Origin of the sequence: Amycolatopsis sp. NPDC059027, assembly GCF_042739735.1 — a bacterium.
Taxonomy (GTDB): Bacteria; Actinomycetota; Actinomycetes; order Mycobacteriales; family Pseudonocardiaceae; genus Amycolatopsis.
Window position 1 is genome coordinate 24,910 of record NZ_JBHYIK010000039.1, and the last position, 16,470, is coordinate 41,379.

Consider the following 16,470-nt stretch of genomic DNA (forward strand, 5'->3'; position numbering starts at 1 on the left):
CAGCACATCGTGACCCCGGGGGAATCAGACCTGGTAGTCGTACAGGGTCGGGCGGCCACCGCCGGAGACGTTGGACGGCGTGCGCAGGTGGTTGCGGCCGGAGTCGACCGTCCGCAGCGTCGTGGCCAGCAGCTCGGAGAACTCGGCGAGCTTGCCGTCGACGTAGGCGTCGCATTCGCCGCGCTGCCGGTCGGCCTCGGCGTGGGCCTCGTCCACGATCCGCGCCGACTCCGCGTGCGCGGCCTGCACGACCTCGGTCTGCGCGACGAGCCGGGCCTGTTCGGCGCGGCCGTCCTCGATCGCGCGGTCGTAGGCGTCGCGGCCGGCCTGGATCATCCGCTCGGACTCGGCACGGGACCGCTCGGTCAGGTTCTGGAACTCCGCCTGCCCCGCCGCGACCATCCGCTCGGACTCGGCGTGCGCGTCGGCCATCATCTGCTCGGCGCGGGCGCGGGCGTCGGCAAGGATGCGCTCGGCCTCGGCGGACGCGTCCGCCACGGTGCGTTCCGCCTCGCCGTTGGCACCGGCGACGGTGTCGGACGCCTCCTTGCGCGCGGCTAGGAGCAGGTCGTCACGCTTGTCCAGGACGTCCTGCGCGTCGTCGACCTCGGCAGGGAGCGCGTCCCGCACGTCGTCGAGCAGCTCGAGGACGTCGCCACGGGGCACGACACAACTGGAGGTCATCGGCACGCCGCGTGCCTCCTCGACGATCGTGACGAGCTCGTCGAGCGCCTCGAATACCCGGTACACGGCAACTCCCTCTGCAGAGCATCCCCGTTCGCTGACCTCAAGTCTGCCCGCTGGCTCGCCTGAACCGGTGAAAGCACGCGGTACCGGGCGTGTCCTGCGTCCGAGAACACACCCGGCACCCGCGGCTCAGACGTCGATGACCTGGAACGTCTTGTAGTGGTCGCCGGTGTAGAAGTACTCGTGCTTGCTGCCGGTCACGATGCGCCGGGTGCCGCGCGTCGGGGCGTCCGGGGTGATCACCGTGTACTCGTGGTAGTAGCTCGACGCGCAGGCCGGGAGGACCTTCTCCTTGTTGGTGAACACCGAACCGTCCTTGCCCGGGTACGGGAACGGGCCGTTGGACTGGATCAGCTTGTAGGTGTCGTCGGCCTCCTTGGGCAGCGAGGCCAGCTTGACGTGCTGGTAGCCATTGAGGTCACCGCACTTGTTCTGCAGGGCGCCGAACGAGGCGGGGGCCGAAGCCGCCTCCGCGGCGGTGACCCCGCCGAACAGCCCGAGCACCAGTGCGAACAGGACAGCGAAGATGCGCGATCGGTTGTTGGTCATTTTCGGACCGTAACCCGATCGTGTGACGTACAGAACATGTCAAGGTGAACTCTCGCGGATCGCCCCGAGATTCCCTACGAACGTCGTCCGCCGATCAGGGCCGATTCGCGAATTTCTCGGACAGCCGCTCGAAGACTATGGGCGGGACCAGCGCCTCGACGTCGCCGCCGAGCCCGGCCACTTCCTTGACCAGCGAACTGGACACGAAGCCGTACGCCGGGTTGTTCGCCATCAGCAACGTCTCGAGCCCGGTCAGCTCGCGGTTCATCTGCGCCATCTGCAGCTCGTAGTCGAAGTCGCTGACCGAGCGCAGCCCCTTGGCGACCGCGGCGATGTCGTTGTCGCGGCAGTAGTCCACCAGCAGCCCCTGCCACGAGTCGACCCGCACGTTCGGCAGCTTCGCGGTGATCTCGCGCAGGATGTCCATGCGCTCCTCGACGGAGAACAGACCCTTCTTGTTCTTGTTCACCCCCACCGCAACGACCACTTCGTCGAACAGCAGGGCAGCTCGCTCGATGATGTCGAGGTGCCCGTTGGTGGCCGGGTCGTAGGACCCGGGACAGACCGCACGCCGCATGCGCGGACGCTATCAAGCCGGACGGCGCCGCGCGCGTCTGTGACGACTGCGTCACACAGGACGGCACACAGGACGTCACACCGCGCCCTCACACCGCCGCGAACTCGGCCCAATACAAGGCGGTGTCGCCGTAGCGCTTCGTCCGCGTCGCGGTGTATCCCGGCGGCCAGGCGGGTTCGCCGTCCCGGGCTGCCCGCTCGATCACCACGAGCGCGCCGTCACCGACCCAGCCGCCATCGGCCAGGGAAGCCAGCACGGTGCCGAGCCCGGCGGCGTCGACCGCGTACGGCGGATCGGCCAGCACGACGTCGAACGCCGCGGGCGCCGGAGCGGACACGACCGTCTCGACCTGTCCCGCCCGGACAGTGCCACCGAGACCCAGCGCGGCGACGTTGCCGCGCAACACGTCCACCGCGCGACGGTCCGCCTCGACGAACAACGCGTCCGCCGCGCCGCGGGAAAGCGCTTCGAGCCCGAGCGCGCCCGAGCCCGCGTAGAGGTCGAGCACGCGAACGCCGTCGAGCTCGCCCGCCACCTCAAGCGCGTTGAACAGGGCTTCCCTGACTCGCTCCGACGTCGGCCGCGTCCCCTTCGGCGGCACCTTCAGCCGCCTGCCGCCCGCCTTCCCGGCCACGATCCTGGTCACCCTCCCATTGTCGCCCGGACACCGAATGTGGCGTTGGGCAGGACTTGCTGACCCTCCGGAGGTCAACGCGTAGAGTCGTCCTTCGCCCTCGTGAGGCGATCGAGTTGTCAAGGAGCATGCGTGTCCGAACCCCGGATCAGACGGGCAGAGATCGCCAGCGAGCAGGCCCACGTCGACAGGGTGTACACCCGCCTCGCGGAATTGCGGTCCCAGGCCGAGGCGATGCGCTCAAAGGGCTACGAGATCGGACAGGGCGCGCAGCGCGAGGCGATCTTCGAGCAGGCGTCGATGCTGTTCGAGCGCGACATGATGGTCTACCACGCCAACCAGACCCTGCAGACGCTCGACGCCGAGTACGAGGGCCTGGTGTTCGGGCGGCTCGACCACCTCGACCGCGAGCACATCTACGTCGGCCGCCTCGGCATCCGCGACGCCGAGTTCGACAACCTTGTCACCGACTGGCGCGCCCCGGCCGCCGCGGCGTTCTACCAGGCCACCGCCGAGGAACCGATGGACGTCGTGCGGCGGCGCGTGATCCGCTGCTCCGGCCAGAACGTGCTCGACGTCGACGACGACGTCCTCATCGCCGACGCCGTCCCCGAAGACATGCCGATCGTCGGCGAAGGCGCGCTCATGGCCGCGCTGGGCCGTTCGCGTGGCGAGAAGATGCGCGACATCGTCGCGACCATCCAGAAGGAACAGGACGAGGTCATCCGCGCGCCGTGGCGCGGCGTCACCGAGATCACCGGCGGCCCCGGCACCGGCAAGACCGCGGTCGCGCTGCACCGCGCGGCGTACCTGCTCTACCGCCACCGCCGCCAGCTCGGCGGCGCCGGCGTGCTGGTGATCGGCCCGTCCGGGGTGTTCACCAGCTACATCTCGCGGGTGCTGCCGTCGATGGGCGAGACGAACGTCGAACTGCGCGCACTCGGCGAAGTCCTCGACGGGCTCGAAGCGACGCGTCAGGACGCGGCCCCGCTCGCGGCGATCAAGGGGTCGCTGCGGATGCGGAAGGTGCTGCTGCGCGGGCTGCGCGACACCCCGCCGGACGCTCCCGGCGAGATGCGCATCGTCTACCGCGGCGAGGTGCTGAAGCTCACGCACCGCGAGCTGGAGAAGGTACGCCGCAAGGCACACACGCACGGCGCGCCGCCGAACCGGTCGCGGGTGCGCACCGCGGAGCTGCTGCTGGAAGCGCTTGCCACGAAGGCCGAGGAGCACGCGAAGACCGACGGGCGGCAGATCGACAGGGCGGAGCTGATCACCGACCTCGGCGAGCGCATCGAGTTCCACCGGTTCCTCGTGGAGTGGTGGCCGATCCTCTACCCCGCCCAGATCCTCAGGTGGCTCGGCGACGAGAAGCGCCTCGCGTCGGCGGCCAAGGGCATCTTGTCCCGTAACGACATCACGATGCTCGCCGCGGATTTCGCGGACCGCTCGCGGGGCTGGTCGGTGGCCGACATCGCACTGCTCGACGAGCTGCGTGTCCTCATCGGACAGCCGCCGAAACGACGTCGCAGGAACCAGCCGGTGGTCGAGGTCGAACCGCAGCGCGGCGGCGCGCCCCAGCGTCCCGAGCACTACGACGAGTACTCGCACGTGGTCGTCGACGAATCGCAGGACCTGTCCCCCATGCAGTGGCGGATGGTCGGGCGGCGCGGGAAGTACGCGAGCTGGACGGTCGTCGGCGACCCGGTGCAGAGCTCGTGGCCGGACCCGGCCGAAGCGGCGCAGGCGCGCGATCAGGCGTTCGGGCTCAAGACCACGCGGCGGCGGTTCACGCTGCGGACGAACTACCGGAACTCGGCGGAGATCTTCGAACTCGCGGCACGAGTCGTCGTGGGACACGCGGAGGCGGACGAACTGCCGATCGCCGTGCGGAAGACGGGGATCACCCCGGAGGTCCGCGCCGTCGGGAAGGCCGCCCTCGAAGGGGCCACGCAGGACGCGGTGAAGGAGCTGCTCGGCGCCGTCGAGGGCACGGTCGGCGTGATCACCGCGATGGACAGGGTGCCCGAGGTGTCCGGCTGGCTGGCCGGGTACGCCGACGACCGGCTCAAGGTCGTCGGCAGCCTCGACTCGAAGGGCCTGGAGTACGACGCCGTCGTGCTCGTCGAGCCCATCGACCTGGTCACCGAGTCGACCACCGGCCGCCGCGTCCTCTACGTCGCGCTGACCCGGGCCACCCAGCACCTGACGGTCCTCGCCTCCGACCCGGACTGGCTCCCCGCCTGAGCACACGAGATCTCCGCCTGATCACGCGAGATCTCTCGCCACGCACGCGAGACCTCCGGCTCGGTACCGGGGCGGGACTGGAGACTTCGCGTGCATGCGGGGAGAACTCGTGTGATTGAGTGGAGATCTCGCGTGATCGGGAAGAGATCACGCGTGATGGGCGTTGGTCCGGGGCGTGAGTTCCGTATCAGGGGTGCCGCTGTCCGTGCTCGATCTGTCTCCCGTGGTGAGCGGGGGTGACGTCGGCACGGCGCTGCGCAACAGCATCGACCTCGCGAAGGTCGCCGAAGGGCTGGGCTTCCAGCGCTACTGGCTCGCCGAGCACCACAACATGCCGGGCATCGCCAGCTCCGCGACCGTGGTGCTGATGAGCCATGTCGCGACGGCGACCGAGCGCATCCGCGTCGGGTCCGGCGGGATCATGCTGCCCAACCACGCCCCGCTGATCGTCGCGGAGCAGTTCGGGACCCTGGAAGCCTTCCACCCCGGCCGGATCGACCTCGGCATCGGCCGCGCGCCCGGCACCGACCAGCGCACCGCGCTCGCGCTGCGCGGCCCCGGCGGCCTGAGCGCCGAGAACTTCCCCCAGCAGCTGGGCGAGCTGCTCGCCTACTTCGAGCATTCGGACACCCGTGGCGTCAACGCCGTCACCGCCGAGGGCAACCGGCCCCCGGTCTGGCTGCTCGGGTCGAGCGGGTTCAGCGCCCAGCTCGCCGGGCGCCTCGGCCTGCCCTTCTCGTTCGCACACCACTTCGCCGCCGAGAACACCATCCCCGCGGTCAGGCTCTACCGCGAGAACTTCCAGCCGTCCGAGGTGCTCGACAAGCCGTACGTCATGCTCGGCGCGTCCGTCTTCGCCGCCGACACCGACGAGCGGGCGCGGTTCATCGCCGGCCCCAGCGGCCTGACCTTCCTCAGCCTGCGCCGCGGCCGCCCGATCCCGCTGCCGACGCCGGAAGAGGCCGCCGAGTACCCGTACACCGAGATCGACCGCGTCTTCCTCGAAGACCGGTTCTCCTCCAGCATCATCGGCTCGCCCGAGACCGTCCGAAAAGGACTGGAGCAGCTGCTCGCGGACACCGATGCCGACGAGCTGATGATCACGACCATGACGCACGCGCACGAGGACCGCGTCCGGTCGTACGAGATCGTGGCCGACCTCGCTCGCTGAGCAGAATTGCGGAATTCTTTTCCGGTGGGGACAACAACCGAATAGGCGTTTATCAGGAACCAACAAGAATTTCGGGGTTACCGGGCCGTGACCACGTGATCATGCCCAAGTTCTTGTCACCGCACCGCGCGCGAAGTTAGCGTACCGACCAGTAACGAACCGCACGGTAACACCCGGCACAGCAACTCCCCGCGAAATGGCTCCACCATTCGGAGCAACCGGGAATTGCCGTACCAGGGTGTATTCGCCGTGCCGCGCGAAAAGAGGTGGCATGGTCGGGCGGACGACGGCGTCCTTTCCCGGTGCGGCCGCGCTCCGGCAGACCGGGCGGCTCTACGCGCTGGGCCTCGACGTCGTGCGGCTGACCTTCCGCCGCCCGTTCCAGGCCCGCGAACTGATCCAGCAGTTCTGGTTCATCGCCAGCGTTTCGATCCTCCCGACGGCGCTGGTCTCGATCCCGTTCGGCGCGGTCATCGCGCTGCACATCGGCTCGCTGACCACGCAGATCGGCGCGCAGTCCTTCACCGGCGCGGCCAGCGTGCTCGCGATCATCCAGCAGGCCAGCCCGATCGTGACGGCCCTGCTCATCGCCGGCGCGGGCGGCAGCGCGATGTGCGCGGACCTCGGTTCGCGGACCATCCGCGAGGAGATCGACGCGATGGAGGTCCTCGGCGTCTCGCCGATCCAGCGCCTGATCGTGCCGCGCGTGCTCGCCGCGATGGGCGTCGCGGCCTTCCTCAACGGCATGGTGAGCGTCGTCGGCGTACTCGGCGGCTACTTCTTCAACGTCATCATGCAGAACGGGACGCCGGGCGCGTACCTGGCCAGTTTCTCCGCGCTGGCCCAGCTCCCCGACCTGTGGATCAGCGAGATCAAGGCGGTCGTCTTCGGTTTCGTCGCGGCGGTCGTGGCCTCCTATCGCGGGCTCAACCCGAAAGGCGGGCCGAAAGGCGTCGGCGACGCGGTCAACCAGTCCGTGGTCATCACGTTCCTGCTGTTGTTCGTGCTGAACCTGGTGCTCACCGCGGTCTACCTGCAACTCGTCCCGCCGAAGGGGAGCTGAGCGATGGTCACCACCAGCCCGGCCACCCGCGCCGCCCGCCTGCGCGACGCCGTCGACCGCCGGTTCGGCTTCCTCGACACCCTCGGCGACCAGATCCTGTTCTTCCTGCGCGCACTGGCCTGGGTACCGCGCGCGGTGCACCGCTACCTCCGGGAAATCGTGCGGCTGCTGGCCGAAGTCAGCTTCGGTTCCGGTGCGCTCGCGGTCATCGGCGGCACGATCGGCGTGATGATCGGGATGACCGTCGCCACCGGCATGGTCGTCGGCATGCAGGGCTATTCGGCGCTGAACCAGGTCGGGACGTCCGCGTTCGCCGGGTTCGTCTCGGCCTACTTCAACACCCGCGAGATCGCCCCGCTGGTTTCTGGTCTCGCGCTGTCGGCGACCGTCGGCTGCGGGTTCACCGCGCAGCTCGGCGCGATGCGGATCTCCGAGGAGATCGACGCGCTGGAGGTCATGGGCATCCCGAGCGTGCCGTACCTGGTCACCACCCGGGTCATCGCCGGTTTCCTCGCGGTGATCCCGCTCTACGCCATCGGGCTGCTCAGCTCGTACATCGCCTCGCGCCAGGTCACGGTGTGGTTGTTCGGCCAGTCCGCGGGCACCTACGACCACTACTTCCTGCTGTTCCTGCCGCCCGGCGACGTGCTGTGGTCCTTCGGGAAGGTGCTGGTGTTCAGCGTCGTCGTCGTGCTGGCGCACTGCTACTACGGGTTCCGCGCCAGCGGCGGGCCCGCCGGTGTCGGCGTCGCGGTCGGCCGAGGGGTCCGTACCGCGATCGTCGCCATCAGCGTGCTCGACTTCTTCCTCAGCCTCGCGATCTGGGGCGCCACAACGACTGTGCAGGTCGCCGGATGAGACACACGGGGCTGCGCAAGACCGGGGTCCGGGCCGCCGGGGCGATGTTCCTCGTCGTGATGGTCGGGCTCGCCTGGCTCTCGGTCATGGTCTACGACAAGGACTTCGTGACGTCGGTGCCGGTGACGCTCAGGGCCGACCGCATCGGCAACCAGCTCAAGGCGGGCGGGCAGGTCAAGGCCCGCGGCGTGGTCGTCGGCGAGATCCGCGGGGTCCGCGCGACGCCGTCGGGCGCGGAGATCGCCCTCGCACTGGAACCCTCCAAAGTAGACATGCTGCCCGGCAACGTCTCCGCGTTGCTGGTCCCGAAGACGCTCTTCGGCGAGCGCTACGTCCAACTGTCCATTCCGGACGGTCCGAGGACGCCGCACCTGAAGGCGGACGACGTCATCACCCAGGACCGCTCGGCCAACGCGATCGAGCTGGAGCGCGTCTTCGACAACCTCCTGCCGGTGCTCAAAGCCGTGCAGCCGCAGAAACTCGCGACCACCCTCACCGCCGTCGCGACCGCGCTGGACGGCCGGGGCGAACAGCTCGGGAAGACGCTGAGCACCGCGTCGGACTACCTCACCCGGTTCAACCCGAACCTTCCGCGCCTCGACCAGAACGTCCGCGATCTCGCGGCCGTGACCACGCTCTACGGCGACATCGCGCCCGATCTGCTCGACGCGCTCACCAGCTCGGCGGTCACGCTCGGCACCGTCAAGGACAAGGGCGCCGACCTCGCCGACGTCTACCAGCGCGTCACCGATTCGTCGGAGGAGATCACCACGTTCCTGAACAACAACAAGAACAACATCATCCGGCTGGCCACCGACAGCAAGGCCCCGCTGGAGATCGGCGCGAAGTACTCCCCCAGCTTCAAGTGCACGCTCGACCGGATGGTGGAACTGAAAGGCTGGATGGACACGGTGCTGGGCGCGGGCACGAACCAGCCGGGGCTGCACGCCGACATCACGATCACCGGGACACGCGGGAAATACGTGCCGGGCAAGGACGATCCGGCCTACCGCGCCGACAGCGGCCCGCGCTGCTATCCCAACGGCGTCCTGCCGGTCGCCGGGACGCCCGCGCTCGCGCCGGGCACCGCGCACACGCCGCTGGTCCCCGGCGGCGCCGGTGACCTCGGCCTCGCGAACTCCCCGCAGGAGCAAGGATTGCTGACCACCCTCGTCGCGCCGCAGCTCGGGGTACCGCCGTCGGACGTCCCCGCGTGGGGCAGCGTGCTCGTCGGCCCGCTCTATCGCGGCACGGAGGTGACGCTGCGATGAGGAAGTTCGTCCCCGCCCTGCTCAAGAGCCTCGTCTTCATCCTGGTCACCGGGCTGGCCACGGCGCTGCTGGCCATCTCCATCACCAACACCGGAGTCGGCGACACGCATCTCTACGGGGCCACGTTCACCGACGCGACCGCGCTGAACGTCGGCGACGACGTCCGTATCTCCGGCGTCCGGGTCGGCCAGGTCGAGAAACTGGAGATCGCGGACCGGAACCTCGCGCACATCCGGTTCTCCCTCGACTCCGAGCGCGTCCTGCCCGCCGACGTCGGCGCGGTGATCAAGTACCGCAACATGGTCGGCCAGCGCTACATCGCGCTGGAGCGCGGTAAAAGCGGCGCGGGCGAACTCCCGAAGGGCGGCGAGATCCCGATCCAGCGCACCACCGCCGCGCTCGATCTGACCGATCTCTTCAACGGCTTCAAACCGCTGTTCCAGGCCCTTTCGCCGAACGACGTCAACCAGCTCTCCGGCGAGATCGTGCAGGTGCTGCAGGGCGAGGGCGGGACCGTCGAAAGCCTGCTCGCGCACACCGGCTCGCTCACCAGCACGCTCGCCGGGCGGGACAAGGTGATCGGCGAGGTGATCGGCAATCTCAACACCGTGCTGACAACCGTCAACGGCAAGGGGGACGCGCTGGCGGACCTGATCTCCACGCTGCGCAAGCTGGTCTCCGGGCTGGCCGGGGACCGGGCCGCGATCGGCGACGCGATCAGCGGGCTGGCCGACCTCTCGGACGCCACCGCCGGCCTGTTCGAGCAGGCCCGCCCGGGCCTGAAGGACAGCATCGCCGGGCTGAACGCGTTGTCCGAGCAGCTGGTGAAGGGGAAGTCCGATGTGGACAAAGCGCTGACCACCCTGCCGGAGAAGTACAACGCGCTCGGCAGGACGGCCTCGTACGCGTCGTGGGTGAACTTCTACCTGTGCAGCGCGACCCTGCTGACCGATCCCCCGCGCGGCGTGCGCCAGACGGCGGCGAGGTGCGGATCGTGAAGTCGTTCAAGGAACGCAACCCGCTCACCATCGGCATCCTCGGCAGCCTCGGCCTCGCCGCGGTGCTGACCGTGACACTGAACTGGGACAACCTGCCGGTCGTCGGCGGGGGCACCACCTACGCCGCCGAGTTCTCCGAGGCCGCCGGGTTGCAGCCCGACGACGAGGTCCGCGTCGCGGGGATCAAGGTCGGCGAGGTCACCGGCGTCGCGCTCGCCGACGACCACGTGAACGTGACGTTCCGGGTCAAGGGCGCGTGGGTCGGTGACCGGACCTCGGCCGAAATCAAGATCAAGACGTTGCTGGGCCGCAAGTTCCTCGCGCTGCACCCGACCGGCGCCGGCGTGCAGGACCCCGACCGGCCGATCGGGCGGGACCGCACGGTCACGCCGTTCGACGTCACCGACGCCTTCAACGGGCTCGCCGACACCGTGGGCCAGATCGACACGAAACAGCTCGCGGACAGTTTCGGGTCGATCAGCGACACCTTCCGCAACTCGCCGGAGCACATCCGCACCGCGCTCGACGGGCTGAGCGCGTTGTCGAAGACGGTTTCCTCGCGGGACAACCAGATCGCCGAGCTGCTGGCCAACGCCCGGCGCCTGACCACGACACTGGCGAACTCCAACGACGACTTCGAGGCGCTGGTCAAGGACGGGAACCTGTTGCTGACCGAGCTCAACAGCCGCCGCGACGCCATTCACGAACTGCTCACCGGAGCACAGAAGCTGGCCGAAGAGCTGTCCGGGTTCGTCAAGGACAACAAGGACCAGCTCGGCCCGGCGCTGAGCCAGCTCGGCCAGGTCACCGACCTGCTCCAGAAACAGAACGACAACCTCTCCAAGAGCCTCGAACTGGCGGGCCCGTACTTCCGGGTCGTCAACAACGCCGCGGGGAACGGGCACTGGGTCGACGGCTACCTGTGCGGGCTCATCCCGGAGAACCGCGATCCGTGCGATCCGAACAAGGTGATCGGGGGCGGCAGATGACCACGACCCGGATGGGGGTACGGCTCAACCGGTTCATCCTGTTCGCCGTGCTGCTCGCGCTCGTCGTCGTGGCCGGGCTGTGGTGGCTCTTCTCCGGCAACGGGAACCATCACGTCACGGCGTACTTCTCCCGTGCCGTCGGCGTCTACGCCGGCTCGGACGTCCGGGTGCTCGGCGTGCGGATCGGCCAGGTGGACTCGGTGATTCCGCGCGGCGAGCAGGTCGAGGTCGGCATGACCGTCGACGGCTCGGTGGGTATCGCGGCCGACACGACGGTGCTCGTCATCGCGCCCAGCGTCGTCGCCGACCGGTACGTGCAGTTCGCGAAGCTCGCGCGCGGCGGGCCCCGGCTGGCGGACAACGCCGTCATCAGCAGGAACCGCACCGGGACCCCGGTGGAACTCGACCAGCTCTACGGCAGCCTCGACACGCTTGCCAAGGCTCTCGGGCCGAAAGGGGCGAACAAGGACGGCGCGCTCTCGGACCTGCTGCACACCGGCGCGCGGAACCTGGGCGGCAACGGCAAGTCGTTCAACGAGTCCGTGCGCAACTTCGCGGAACTGGCCCGCACGCTGGCCGGGAACTCGAGCGATCTGTTCGGCACCGTCGACGAGTTGCAGAAGTTCACCACCATGCTCGCCACCAACGACCGGCAGGTCTCCGACGTCAACCGCCAGCTCGCGCAGATCTCGGACACCCTGGCGAAGAACAAGGGCGAGCTGACCGGCGCGCTCAAGGGGCTCGGCGGCGCGCTCGGCGACATCCAGGCGTTCATCAGGGACAACCGGGCGCAGATCAAGTCCAATGTGGACAAGCTGGCGGTGACGACGAAGACGCTGGTGGACAAGCGCGCGTCGCTGGCCGAGGTGCTCGACGTCGCACCGCTGGCGGCGAGCAACGTGATCAACGCCGTCGACCCGGCCACCGGGACGCTGCAGGGCCGCGGCAATCTGAACGAGTACTTCGGGCTGCCGCTCACCGGCCCCGTCTACAGTGGACAGGCGGGCGGGCGATGACCGGGACGCGGCGGATCCGGCGGGTACTGACCACGATGGCCGTGTGCTGCCTGGTGGCCACGGGCTGCTCTTCCGGGGAGTTCAAGGGTGTCTACGACCTCCCGCTGCCGGGCGGCGCCGACCTCGGGCAGCGTCCGTACCGCGTGACCGTGCAGTTCGCCGACGTGCTCGACCTGGTCCCGCAGGCCGCGGTCAAGGTGGGCGACGTCCCGGTCGGGCGGGTCGAGTCGATCAGGCTGGGCAAGGACGGCTGGACCGCCGAAGCGGTGGTGGCGGTCAACGGCGACGTCGTGCTTCCCGCGAACGCGATCGCGCGGCTGCGGCAGTCGAGCCTGCTCGGCGAGAAGTTCGTCGAACTCGCGGCCGCCGATGGCGTGGGCGGCGGTGCCGCGACGGGCAGGCCGTCCGAGCGCCTCGCCGACGGCGCCACGATCACCGCGGACCGGACCAACCGAAACCCGGAGTTCGAGGAGATCTTCGGCGCGTTGTCGCTGCTGCTCAACGGCGGCGGGATCGGGCAGCTGCAGACGATCAACCGCGAGCTGTCGAAGGTGATGACCGGCAACGAGACGCAGATCCGGGACTTCCTGTCCGGACTGGACAAACTGATGTCCAATTTGGACGCGCACCGGTCCGACATCACCGCGGCCATCGACGGGCTCAACCGGCTGTCGGCGACGCTGGCCCACCGGGACAAGCAGGTCGCGGGCGCGCTCACCGACCTCACCCCCGGCCTGAAGACGCTGTCGGACCAGCGCGCCCAGCTGGTCACGATGCTCCAGTCGCTCGACCGGCTTTCCGGGGTGGCCACCGACGTGATCCACCGGAGCCGCGACGACCTCGTCGCGGACCTGCGGGCGCTCGCCCCCATCCTGCGGAGCCTGGCCGCCGCGGAGGAGAACCTGCCGAAGTCGCTGGAGATCCTGCCGACCTTCCCGTTCACCGATCGTGTGCTCGACGCGGTCAAGGGCGACTACCTCAACGTGTACGCCGCCTTGCTGCCCGCACCGGGTGTCCCCCTCCCGCCGCCGGGTGAGGGCGTCCCGCCCGGCCTGCCGACGTTCCCGTTGCCGACGACGTCCCCGGCACCGCCCACGACCGGGACGGGAGGCCGCTGATGCTCACCACCCGTGCCCGCGTCCAGGTCCTCGCGTTCGTCGTCATCGCGCTCGCGACGACGGCGTTCGTCGGCGCGAACTACGCCGGCCTCGGCAGGCTGTTCGGCGGCGGCGGGTACACCGTGCGGCTGCAGCTGGCCGAGGGCGGCGGCCTGTTCACCAACGGCGAGGTGACCTACCGCGGTGTCGCCGTCGGTCGCGTCGGCGAGCTGCGGCTCACCACCGCCGGGATGGAGGCCGATCTGCTCATCGACTCCTCGGCACCGCCGATCCCGGCGAACTCCCGTGCCGTGGTGGCGAACCGGTCGGCCGTCGGCGAGCAGTACGTCGACCTCCAGCCGCGCACCGGGGACAAGCCCTACCTCACCGACGGGGCGACGATCCCGCGTGAGGAGGCCAGCCTGCCGCTCCCGGTACCGAACCTGCTGTCCGATTTGGACTCGTTGACCGCGTCCGTGCCGACCCAGGACCTGCGCACAGTCGTCGACGAACTCGACAAGGCGCTCCAAGGCGCCGGACCCGACCTGCGGCTGCTGACCGACACCGCGATGTCGTTCACCCAGTCCGCCGCCCAGCACCTGCCGGAGACGACCCAGCTGATCGACGACGGCGCGACCGTGCTGCGCACACAGCTGGACTCCTCGCAGGCGTGGCGCCAGTTCAGCGCGAACGCCAAGGAGTTCGCCGGGCAGCTGGCCGGGGCCGACGGCGACCTGCGCAGGCTGATCGCGTCGGCTCCCCCGGCCGCCACCGAACTCGGCAAGCTGATCAAGGAGACCAATCCCGGCCTGCCGATCCTGCTGGCGAACCTGCTCACCACGGCGCAGGTCTTCGACGCGCGGACCGAAGGACTGCGCGAGCTGCTGGTCAACGTCCCGAAGGCCGTCGCGGCCACGTCGATGGCGATCACCAAGGACGGCGGACGGCTCTCGCTGGCGCTGACCTTCAACGACCCGCCGCCGTGCAAACAGGGCTACGAAAGCACTCCGCGCCGCCCCAGTACCGATCTCTCGCCGCTGCCGTTCACCACCGCCGCCGCGTGCACCCTGCCGCACGGGGACGCGAGTTCGGTGCGTGGCTCGCAGAACGCACCGCACGCCGGTGTCCCACCCGCCGCCGTCCCCGGCGTGCTGGGCGGGCTGCCGACCGCCAAGGACCTCCCGGAGATGTTATGGCTACGGAACTAGTGCCCAGGAAAGCGCTGAAGGCGCTGACGACCCGGCCGCTGCTCGCGATCGCCACGGCGCTGGTGGCCGTGGCCGCGGTGTTCGCGGGCTGGTCGGGCTATGCGTGGTTCAGCGCGGCGAACGACCCCGCCGTGGCGTACGGCGCCACCCGGGACGAGGTGCTGCGCACCGGCCGCGAACTCGTCGCCGTCCTGAACACGCTCGACTCCCACCGGATCGACCAGGATCTGACCCGCTGGCGGGACTCCTCGACCGGTCCGCTGCACGAGCAGCTCTCCCGGACCGACGACGCGACGAAGAAGACGCTCGCGCAGAACGCCGCGGTGTCGACCGGCAAGGTGCTCGACGCCGCGGTGAGCGAACTGGACACGCACGCGGGCACGGCGAAGATGCTGGTCTCGGTGGAGATCAGCGTGACGAAGGCCGGGGCGGCCCCGGCGGCCAAACGCAACCGGTTCGCGGCCGCGCTGGCCAGGACCGAAGCGGGCTGGAAACTCAGCGCGCTCGACCAGCTTCCGGTGGGGGCACGATGAGCGACGCTTGCGAGCGAATCATGGATATCATGCGCCAAAAACGATCAGACACTGCCTCGCGAAGCGAGTCGATCGCATGAGCACCAAAACCGTCCCTGCCACGGACGAGGTCCCGGAGGAAATCCGCGAAGAACTCCCTGAAGAAGAGACCGAGGAGACCTCGCAGGCACCTCGGAAGCGGTTCCGGCTGCCGGTGATCCTGCTGGCCGTCGCGGTGCTGCTGGCGGGCGCGGGCGTGTGGTTCACCCTCGAAGCCCGCGCGCGCACCTCGAGCACGGCCACCGCCAACCACGCGCTGACCGACGTCGGCGCGACCGCGGACGTCACCTCGGTGGTGACCCTCGCGCTGAACAAGATCTTCTCGTACTCCTACGACAAGACCGACATCACCGAAAAGGCGGCCGCCGCGGTGCTGCGCGGCCCCGCCCGCGATTCCTACGACAAGCTGTTCGCCCAGGTCAGGGAAAAGGCACCTCAGCAGAAACTGATCCTCACCTCGCGGGTTTCCTCCGCCGCGGTGCAATTCTTGGACAAGGATCGCGCCACGTTGCTCGTCTTTCTCGATCAATCCGCCGTCCGCGCCGACAACAACGCGGCCGATTCGGCGGCGGCCCAGCTTTCGGTGACCGCGGAACGGTCCGGCGGAACCTGGGTCGTCACCGATCTTTCCCCGCGCTGAAGACCATTTACCTGCCGGTTCCGTTCCGAACCCGGCCCGGTGAAGGAAACCGTAAGGAGAACAGGTATGTCCGCTGTTGCACGTACCAGAAGAACCGGTCTGCGCAGGCTCGCCGTCCTCACCGCCGCGACAGCGCTGGGCCTTTCCACGATCGCCGTCGCCCCCGCGTCGGCCGACGAAGTCGAGTTCCCGGTCTCCTACCAGGTGAGCGGCAGCACGACGGTCAAGAAGACCGGCAGCACCATGCGGCTCGGCCCCGGCTCGCTCGACGGCGCGCTGATCGTCAACACCGACACCAACGCCGTCTCGCTCAAGGCGAACCTGAAACTGCCCGACTCGCAGGCCGACATCTCCCTGCTGGCCGGGCTGTTCCGGGTGAAGGCCAAGGTCAGGATCACGCCGACCGGCCCGGTCACCGGCACCCTCACCGACGGCACGCTGACCACGCACGCCACGGCGAACATGGAGATCAGCGACATCTGGGCGGGGCCGATCGTGCCGATCTTCCCACTGCCCACGGTGCCTGGCAGCTGCAGGACGGTCAAACCGATCGAGATGAACCTGACCGCGAAGAACGTGGACATCTTCAACCCGCCCATCAAGGTGAGCGGCAGCTACACGATCCCCGAGTTCACCAACTGCTTCATCGCCGACGTCGCGCTCGGCGCGATGGTGTCCGGACCGGACAACGCCCTGACACTGGAGATGAACGCCGCGAGCTGAAATCCGCCGTGGGGGGGGCGCCCGGCGGGGGGCCCCCCCCCCCGGCACCCCCCCAGGGCGGCCCCCCCCCGGAGGGGGGGGCGCCCCCCCAGAAAGACAACCCCCCAGGA

At 69.3% G+C, this 16,470-nt stretch carries 16 protein-coding genes and 1 pseudogene; 13 read left to right on the forward strand and 4 right to left on the reverse strand.

The genetic code is table 11. From position 1 onward, the window contains the following. Positions 1 to 24: 24 nt before the first annotated feature. The 4 genes and pseudogenes from ACFWY9_RS25835 to rsmD all read right to left on the reverse strand — a co-directional run bounded on the left by ACFWY9_RS25835 (position 25) and on the right by rsmD (position 2,519). Positions 25 to 750, reverse strand: a complete 726-nt coding sequence (locus tag ACFWY9_RS25835; RefSeq protein WP_378328913.1) for a DivIVA domain-containing protein — start codon at positions 748 to 750, stop codon at positions 25 to 27. 129 nt (positions 751 to 879) lie between these two features. After that, positions 880 to 1,296: pseudogene (locus ACFWY9_RS25840) on the reverse strand (ribonuclease domain-containing protein); the annotation flags it as partial. 94 nt (positions 1,297 to 1,390) lie between these two features. Next, entirely contained in the window at positions 1,391 to 1,873 is a 483-nt protein-coding gene (gene coaD, locus ACFWY9_RS25845) for a pantetheine-phosphate adenylyltransferase (protein WP_378328914.1), read from the reverse strand. 88 nt (positions 1,874 to 1,961) lie between these two features. Further along, on the reverse strand, positions 1,962 to 2,519 hold the full coding sequence (rsmD, locus tag ACFWY9_RS25850) for a 16S rRNA (guanine(966)-N(2))-methyltransferase RsmD (RefSeq protein WP_378340131.1): 558 nt from the start codon (positions 2,517 to 2,519) through the stop codon (positions 1,962 to 1,964). 120 nt (positions 2,520 to 2,639) lie between these two features. Here rsmD and ACFWY9_RS25855 point away from each other — a divergent pair, with 120 nt between their 5' ends. The 13 genes from ACFWY9_RS25855 to ACFWY9_RS25915 all read left to right on the forward strand — a co-directional run bounded on the left by ACFWY9_RS25855 (position 2,640) and on the right by ACFWY9_RS25915 (position 16,360). Next, entirely contained in the window at positions 2,640 to 4,754 is a 2,115-nt protein-coding gene (locus ACFWY9_RS25855; RefSeq protein ID WP_378340132.1) for a HelD family protein, read from the forward strand. A gap of 175 nt (positions 4,755 to 4,929) precedes the next feature. Further along, on the forward strand, positions 4,930 to 5,925 hold the full coding sequence (locus ACFWY9_RS25860) for an LLM class flavin-dependent oxidoreductase (protein ID WP_378340133.1): 996 nt from the start codon (positions 4,930 to 4,932) through the stop codon (positions 5,923 to 5,925). Positions 5,926 to 6,196: 271 nt separating this feature from the next. Beyond that, positions 6,197 to 6,988, forward strand: a complete 792-nt coding sequence (locus tag ACFWY9_RS25865; RefSeq protein ID WP_378340134.1) for an MlaE family ABC transporter permease — start codon at positions 6,197 to 6,199, stop codon at positions 6,986 to 6,988. A gap of 3 nt (positions 6,989 to 6,991) precedes the next feature. Continuing rightward, positions 6,992 to 7,846 carry an MlaE family ABC transporter permease gene (locus ACFWY9_RS25870; RefSeq protein ID WP_378328919.1) on the forward strand — a complete coding sequence of 285 codons (855 nt, stop codon included), beginning with the start codon at positions 6,992 to 6,994 and terminating at the stop codon, positions 7,844 to 7,846. Then, complete coding sequence (locus ACFWY9_RS25875; RefSeq protein ID WP_378340135.1) at positions 7,843 to 9,117, forward strand: MCE family protein; 1,275 nt, start codon at positions 7,843 to 7,845, stop codon at positions 9,115 to 9,117. Before ACFWY9_RS25870 ends, ACFWY9_RS25875 begins: the two co-directional genes overlap by 4 nt. After that, positions 9,114 to 10,115: an MCE family protein gene (locus ACFWY9_RS25880; RefSeq protein WP_378340136.1), complete on the forward strand. Its 1,002-nt coding sequence runs from the start codon at positions 9,114 to 9,116 to the stop codon at positions 10,113 to 10,115. Before ACFWY9_RS25875 ends, ACFWY9_RS25880 begins: the two co-directional genes overlap by 4 nt. Then, positions 10,112 to 11,104 (forward strand): MCE family protein, encoded by a 993-nt coding sequence (locus tag ACFWY9_RS25885; protein ID WP_378328922.1) that lies wholly within the window; start codon positions 10,112 to 10,114, stop codon positions 11,102 to 11,104. The genes ACFWY9_RS25880 and ACFWY9_RS25885 overlap by 4 nt, the downstream gene beginning before the upstream one ends. Beyond that, positions 11,101 to 12,120 (forward strand): MCE family protein, encoded by a 1,020-nt coding sequence (locus ACFWY9_RS25890; RefSeq protein ID WP_378328923.1) that lies wholly within the window; start codon positions 11,101 to 11,103, stop codon positions 12,118 to 12,120. Before ACFWY9_RS25885 ends, ACFWY9_RS25890 begins: the two co-directional genes overlap by 4 nt. Further along, positions 12,117 to 13,238 carry an MCE family protein gene (locus ACFWY9_RS25895; protein WP_378340137.1) on the forward strand — a complete coding sequence of 374 codons (1,122 nt, stop codon included), beginning with the start codon at positions 12,117 to 12,119 and terminating at the stop codon, positions 13,236 to 13,238. Before ACFWY9_RS25890 ends, ACFWY9_RS25895 begins: the two co-directional genes overlap by 4 nt. After that, a complete protein-coding gene (locus ACFWY9_RS25900; protein WP_378328925.1) occupies positions 13,238 to 14,425 on the forward strand; it encodes an MlaD family protein in 1,188 nt (395 codons plus the stop codon). Before ACFWY9_RS25895 ends, ACFWY9_RS25900 begins: the two co-directional genes overlap by 1 nt. Then, entirely contained in the window at positions 14,410 to 14,958 is a 549-nt protein-coding gene (locus tag ACFWY9_RS25905; RefSeq protein WP_378328926.1) for a hypothetical protein, read from the forward strand. The genes ACFWY9_RS25900 and ACFWY9_RS25905 overlap by 16 nt, the downstream gene beginning before the upstream one ends. A 76-nt stretch (positions 14,959 to 15,034) precedes the next feature. Beyond that, positions 15,035 to 15,637 carry a hypothetical protein gene (locus tag ACFWY9_RS25910; protein ID WP_378328927.1) on the forward strand — a complete coding sequence of 201 codons (603 nt, stop codon included), beginning with the start codon at positions 15,035 to 15,037 and terminating at the stop codon, positions 15,635 to 15,637. 66 nt (positions 15,638 to 15,703) lie between these two features. Then, complete coding sequence (locus tag ACFWY9_RS25915) at positions 15,704 to 16,360, forward strand: hypothetical protein (protein WP_378328928.1); 657 nt, start codon at positions 15,704 to 15,706, stop codon at positions 16,358 to 16,360. Positions 16,361 to 16,470: the final 110 nt, after the last annotated feature.

Coding starts and splice junctions, on each gene's coding strand:
- coaD (WP_378328914.1), bottom strand. CDS start 1,873: ATGCGGCGTGCGGTCTGTCCCGGGTCCTACGACCCGGCCACCAACGGG.
- ACFWY9_RS25865 (WP_378340134.1), top strand. CDS start 6,197: ATGGTCGGGCGGACGACGGCGTCCTTTCCCGGTGCGGCCGCGCTCCGG.
- ACFWY9_RS25870 (WP_378328919.1), top strand. CDS start 6,992: ATGGTCACCACCAGCCCGGCCACCCGCGCCGCCCGCCTGCGCGACGCC.
- ACFWY9_RS25875 (WP_378340135.1), top strand. CDS start 7,843: ATGAGACACACGGGGCTGCGCAAGACCGGGGTCCGGGCCGCCGGGGCG.
- ACFWY9_RS25880 (WP_378340136.1), top strand. CDS start 9,114: ATGAGGAAGTTCGTCCCCGCCCTGCTCAAGAGCCTCGTCTTCATCCTG.
- ACFWY9_RS25890 (WP_378328923.1), top strand. CDS start 11,101: ATGACCACGACCCGGATGGGGGTACGGCTCAACCGGTTCATCCTGTTC.
- ACFWY9_RS25895 (WP_378340137.1), top strand. CDS start 12,117: ATGACCGGGACGCGGCGGATCCGGCGGGTACTGACCACGATGGCCGTG.
- ACFWY9_RS25900 (WP_378328925.1), top strand. CDS start 13,238: ATGCTCACCACCCGTGCCCGCGTCCAGGTCCTCGCGTTCGTCGTCATC.
- ACFWY9_RS25905 (WP_378328926.1), top strand. CDS start 14,410: ATGGCTACGGAACTAGTGCCCAGGAAAGCGCTGAAGGCGCTGACGACC.
- ACFWY9_RS25910 (WP_378328927.1), top strand. CDS start 15,035: ATGAGCACCAAAACCGTCCCTGCCACGGACGAGGTCCCGGAGGAAATC.
- ACFWY9_RS25915 (WP_378328928.1), top strand. CDS start 15,704: ATGTCCGCTGTTGCACGTACCAGAAGAACCGGTCTGCGCAGGCTCGCC.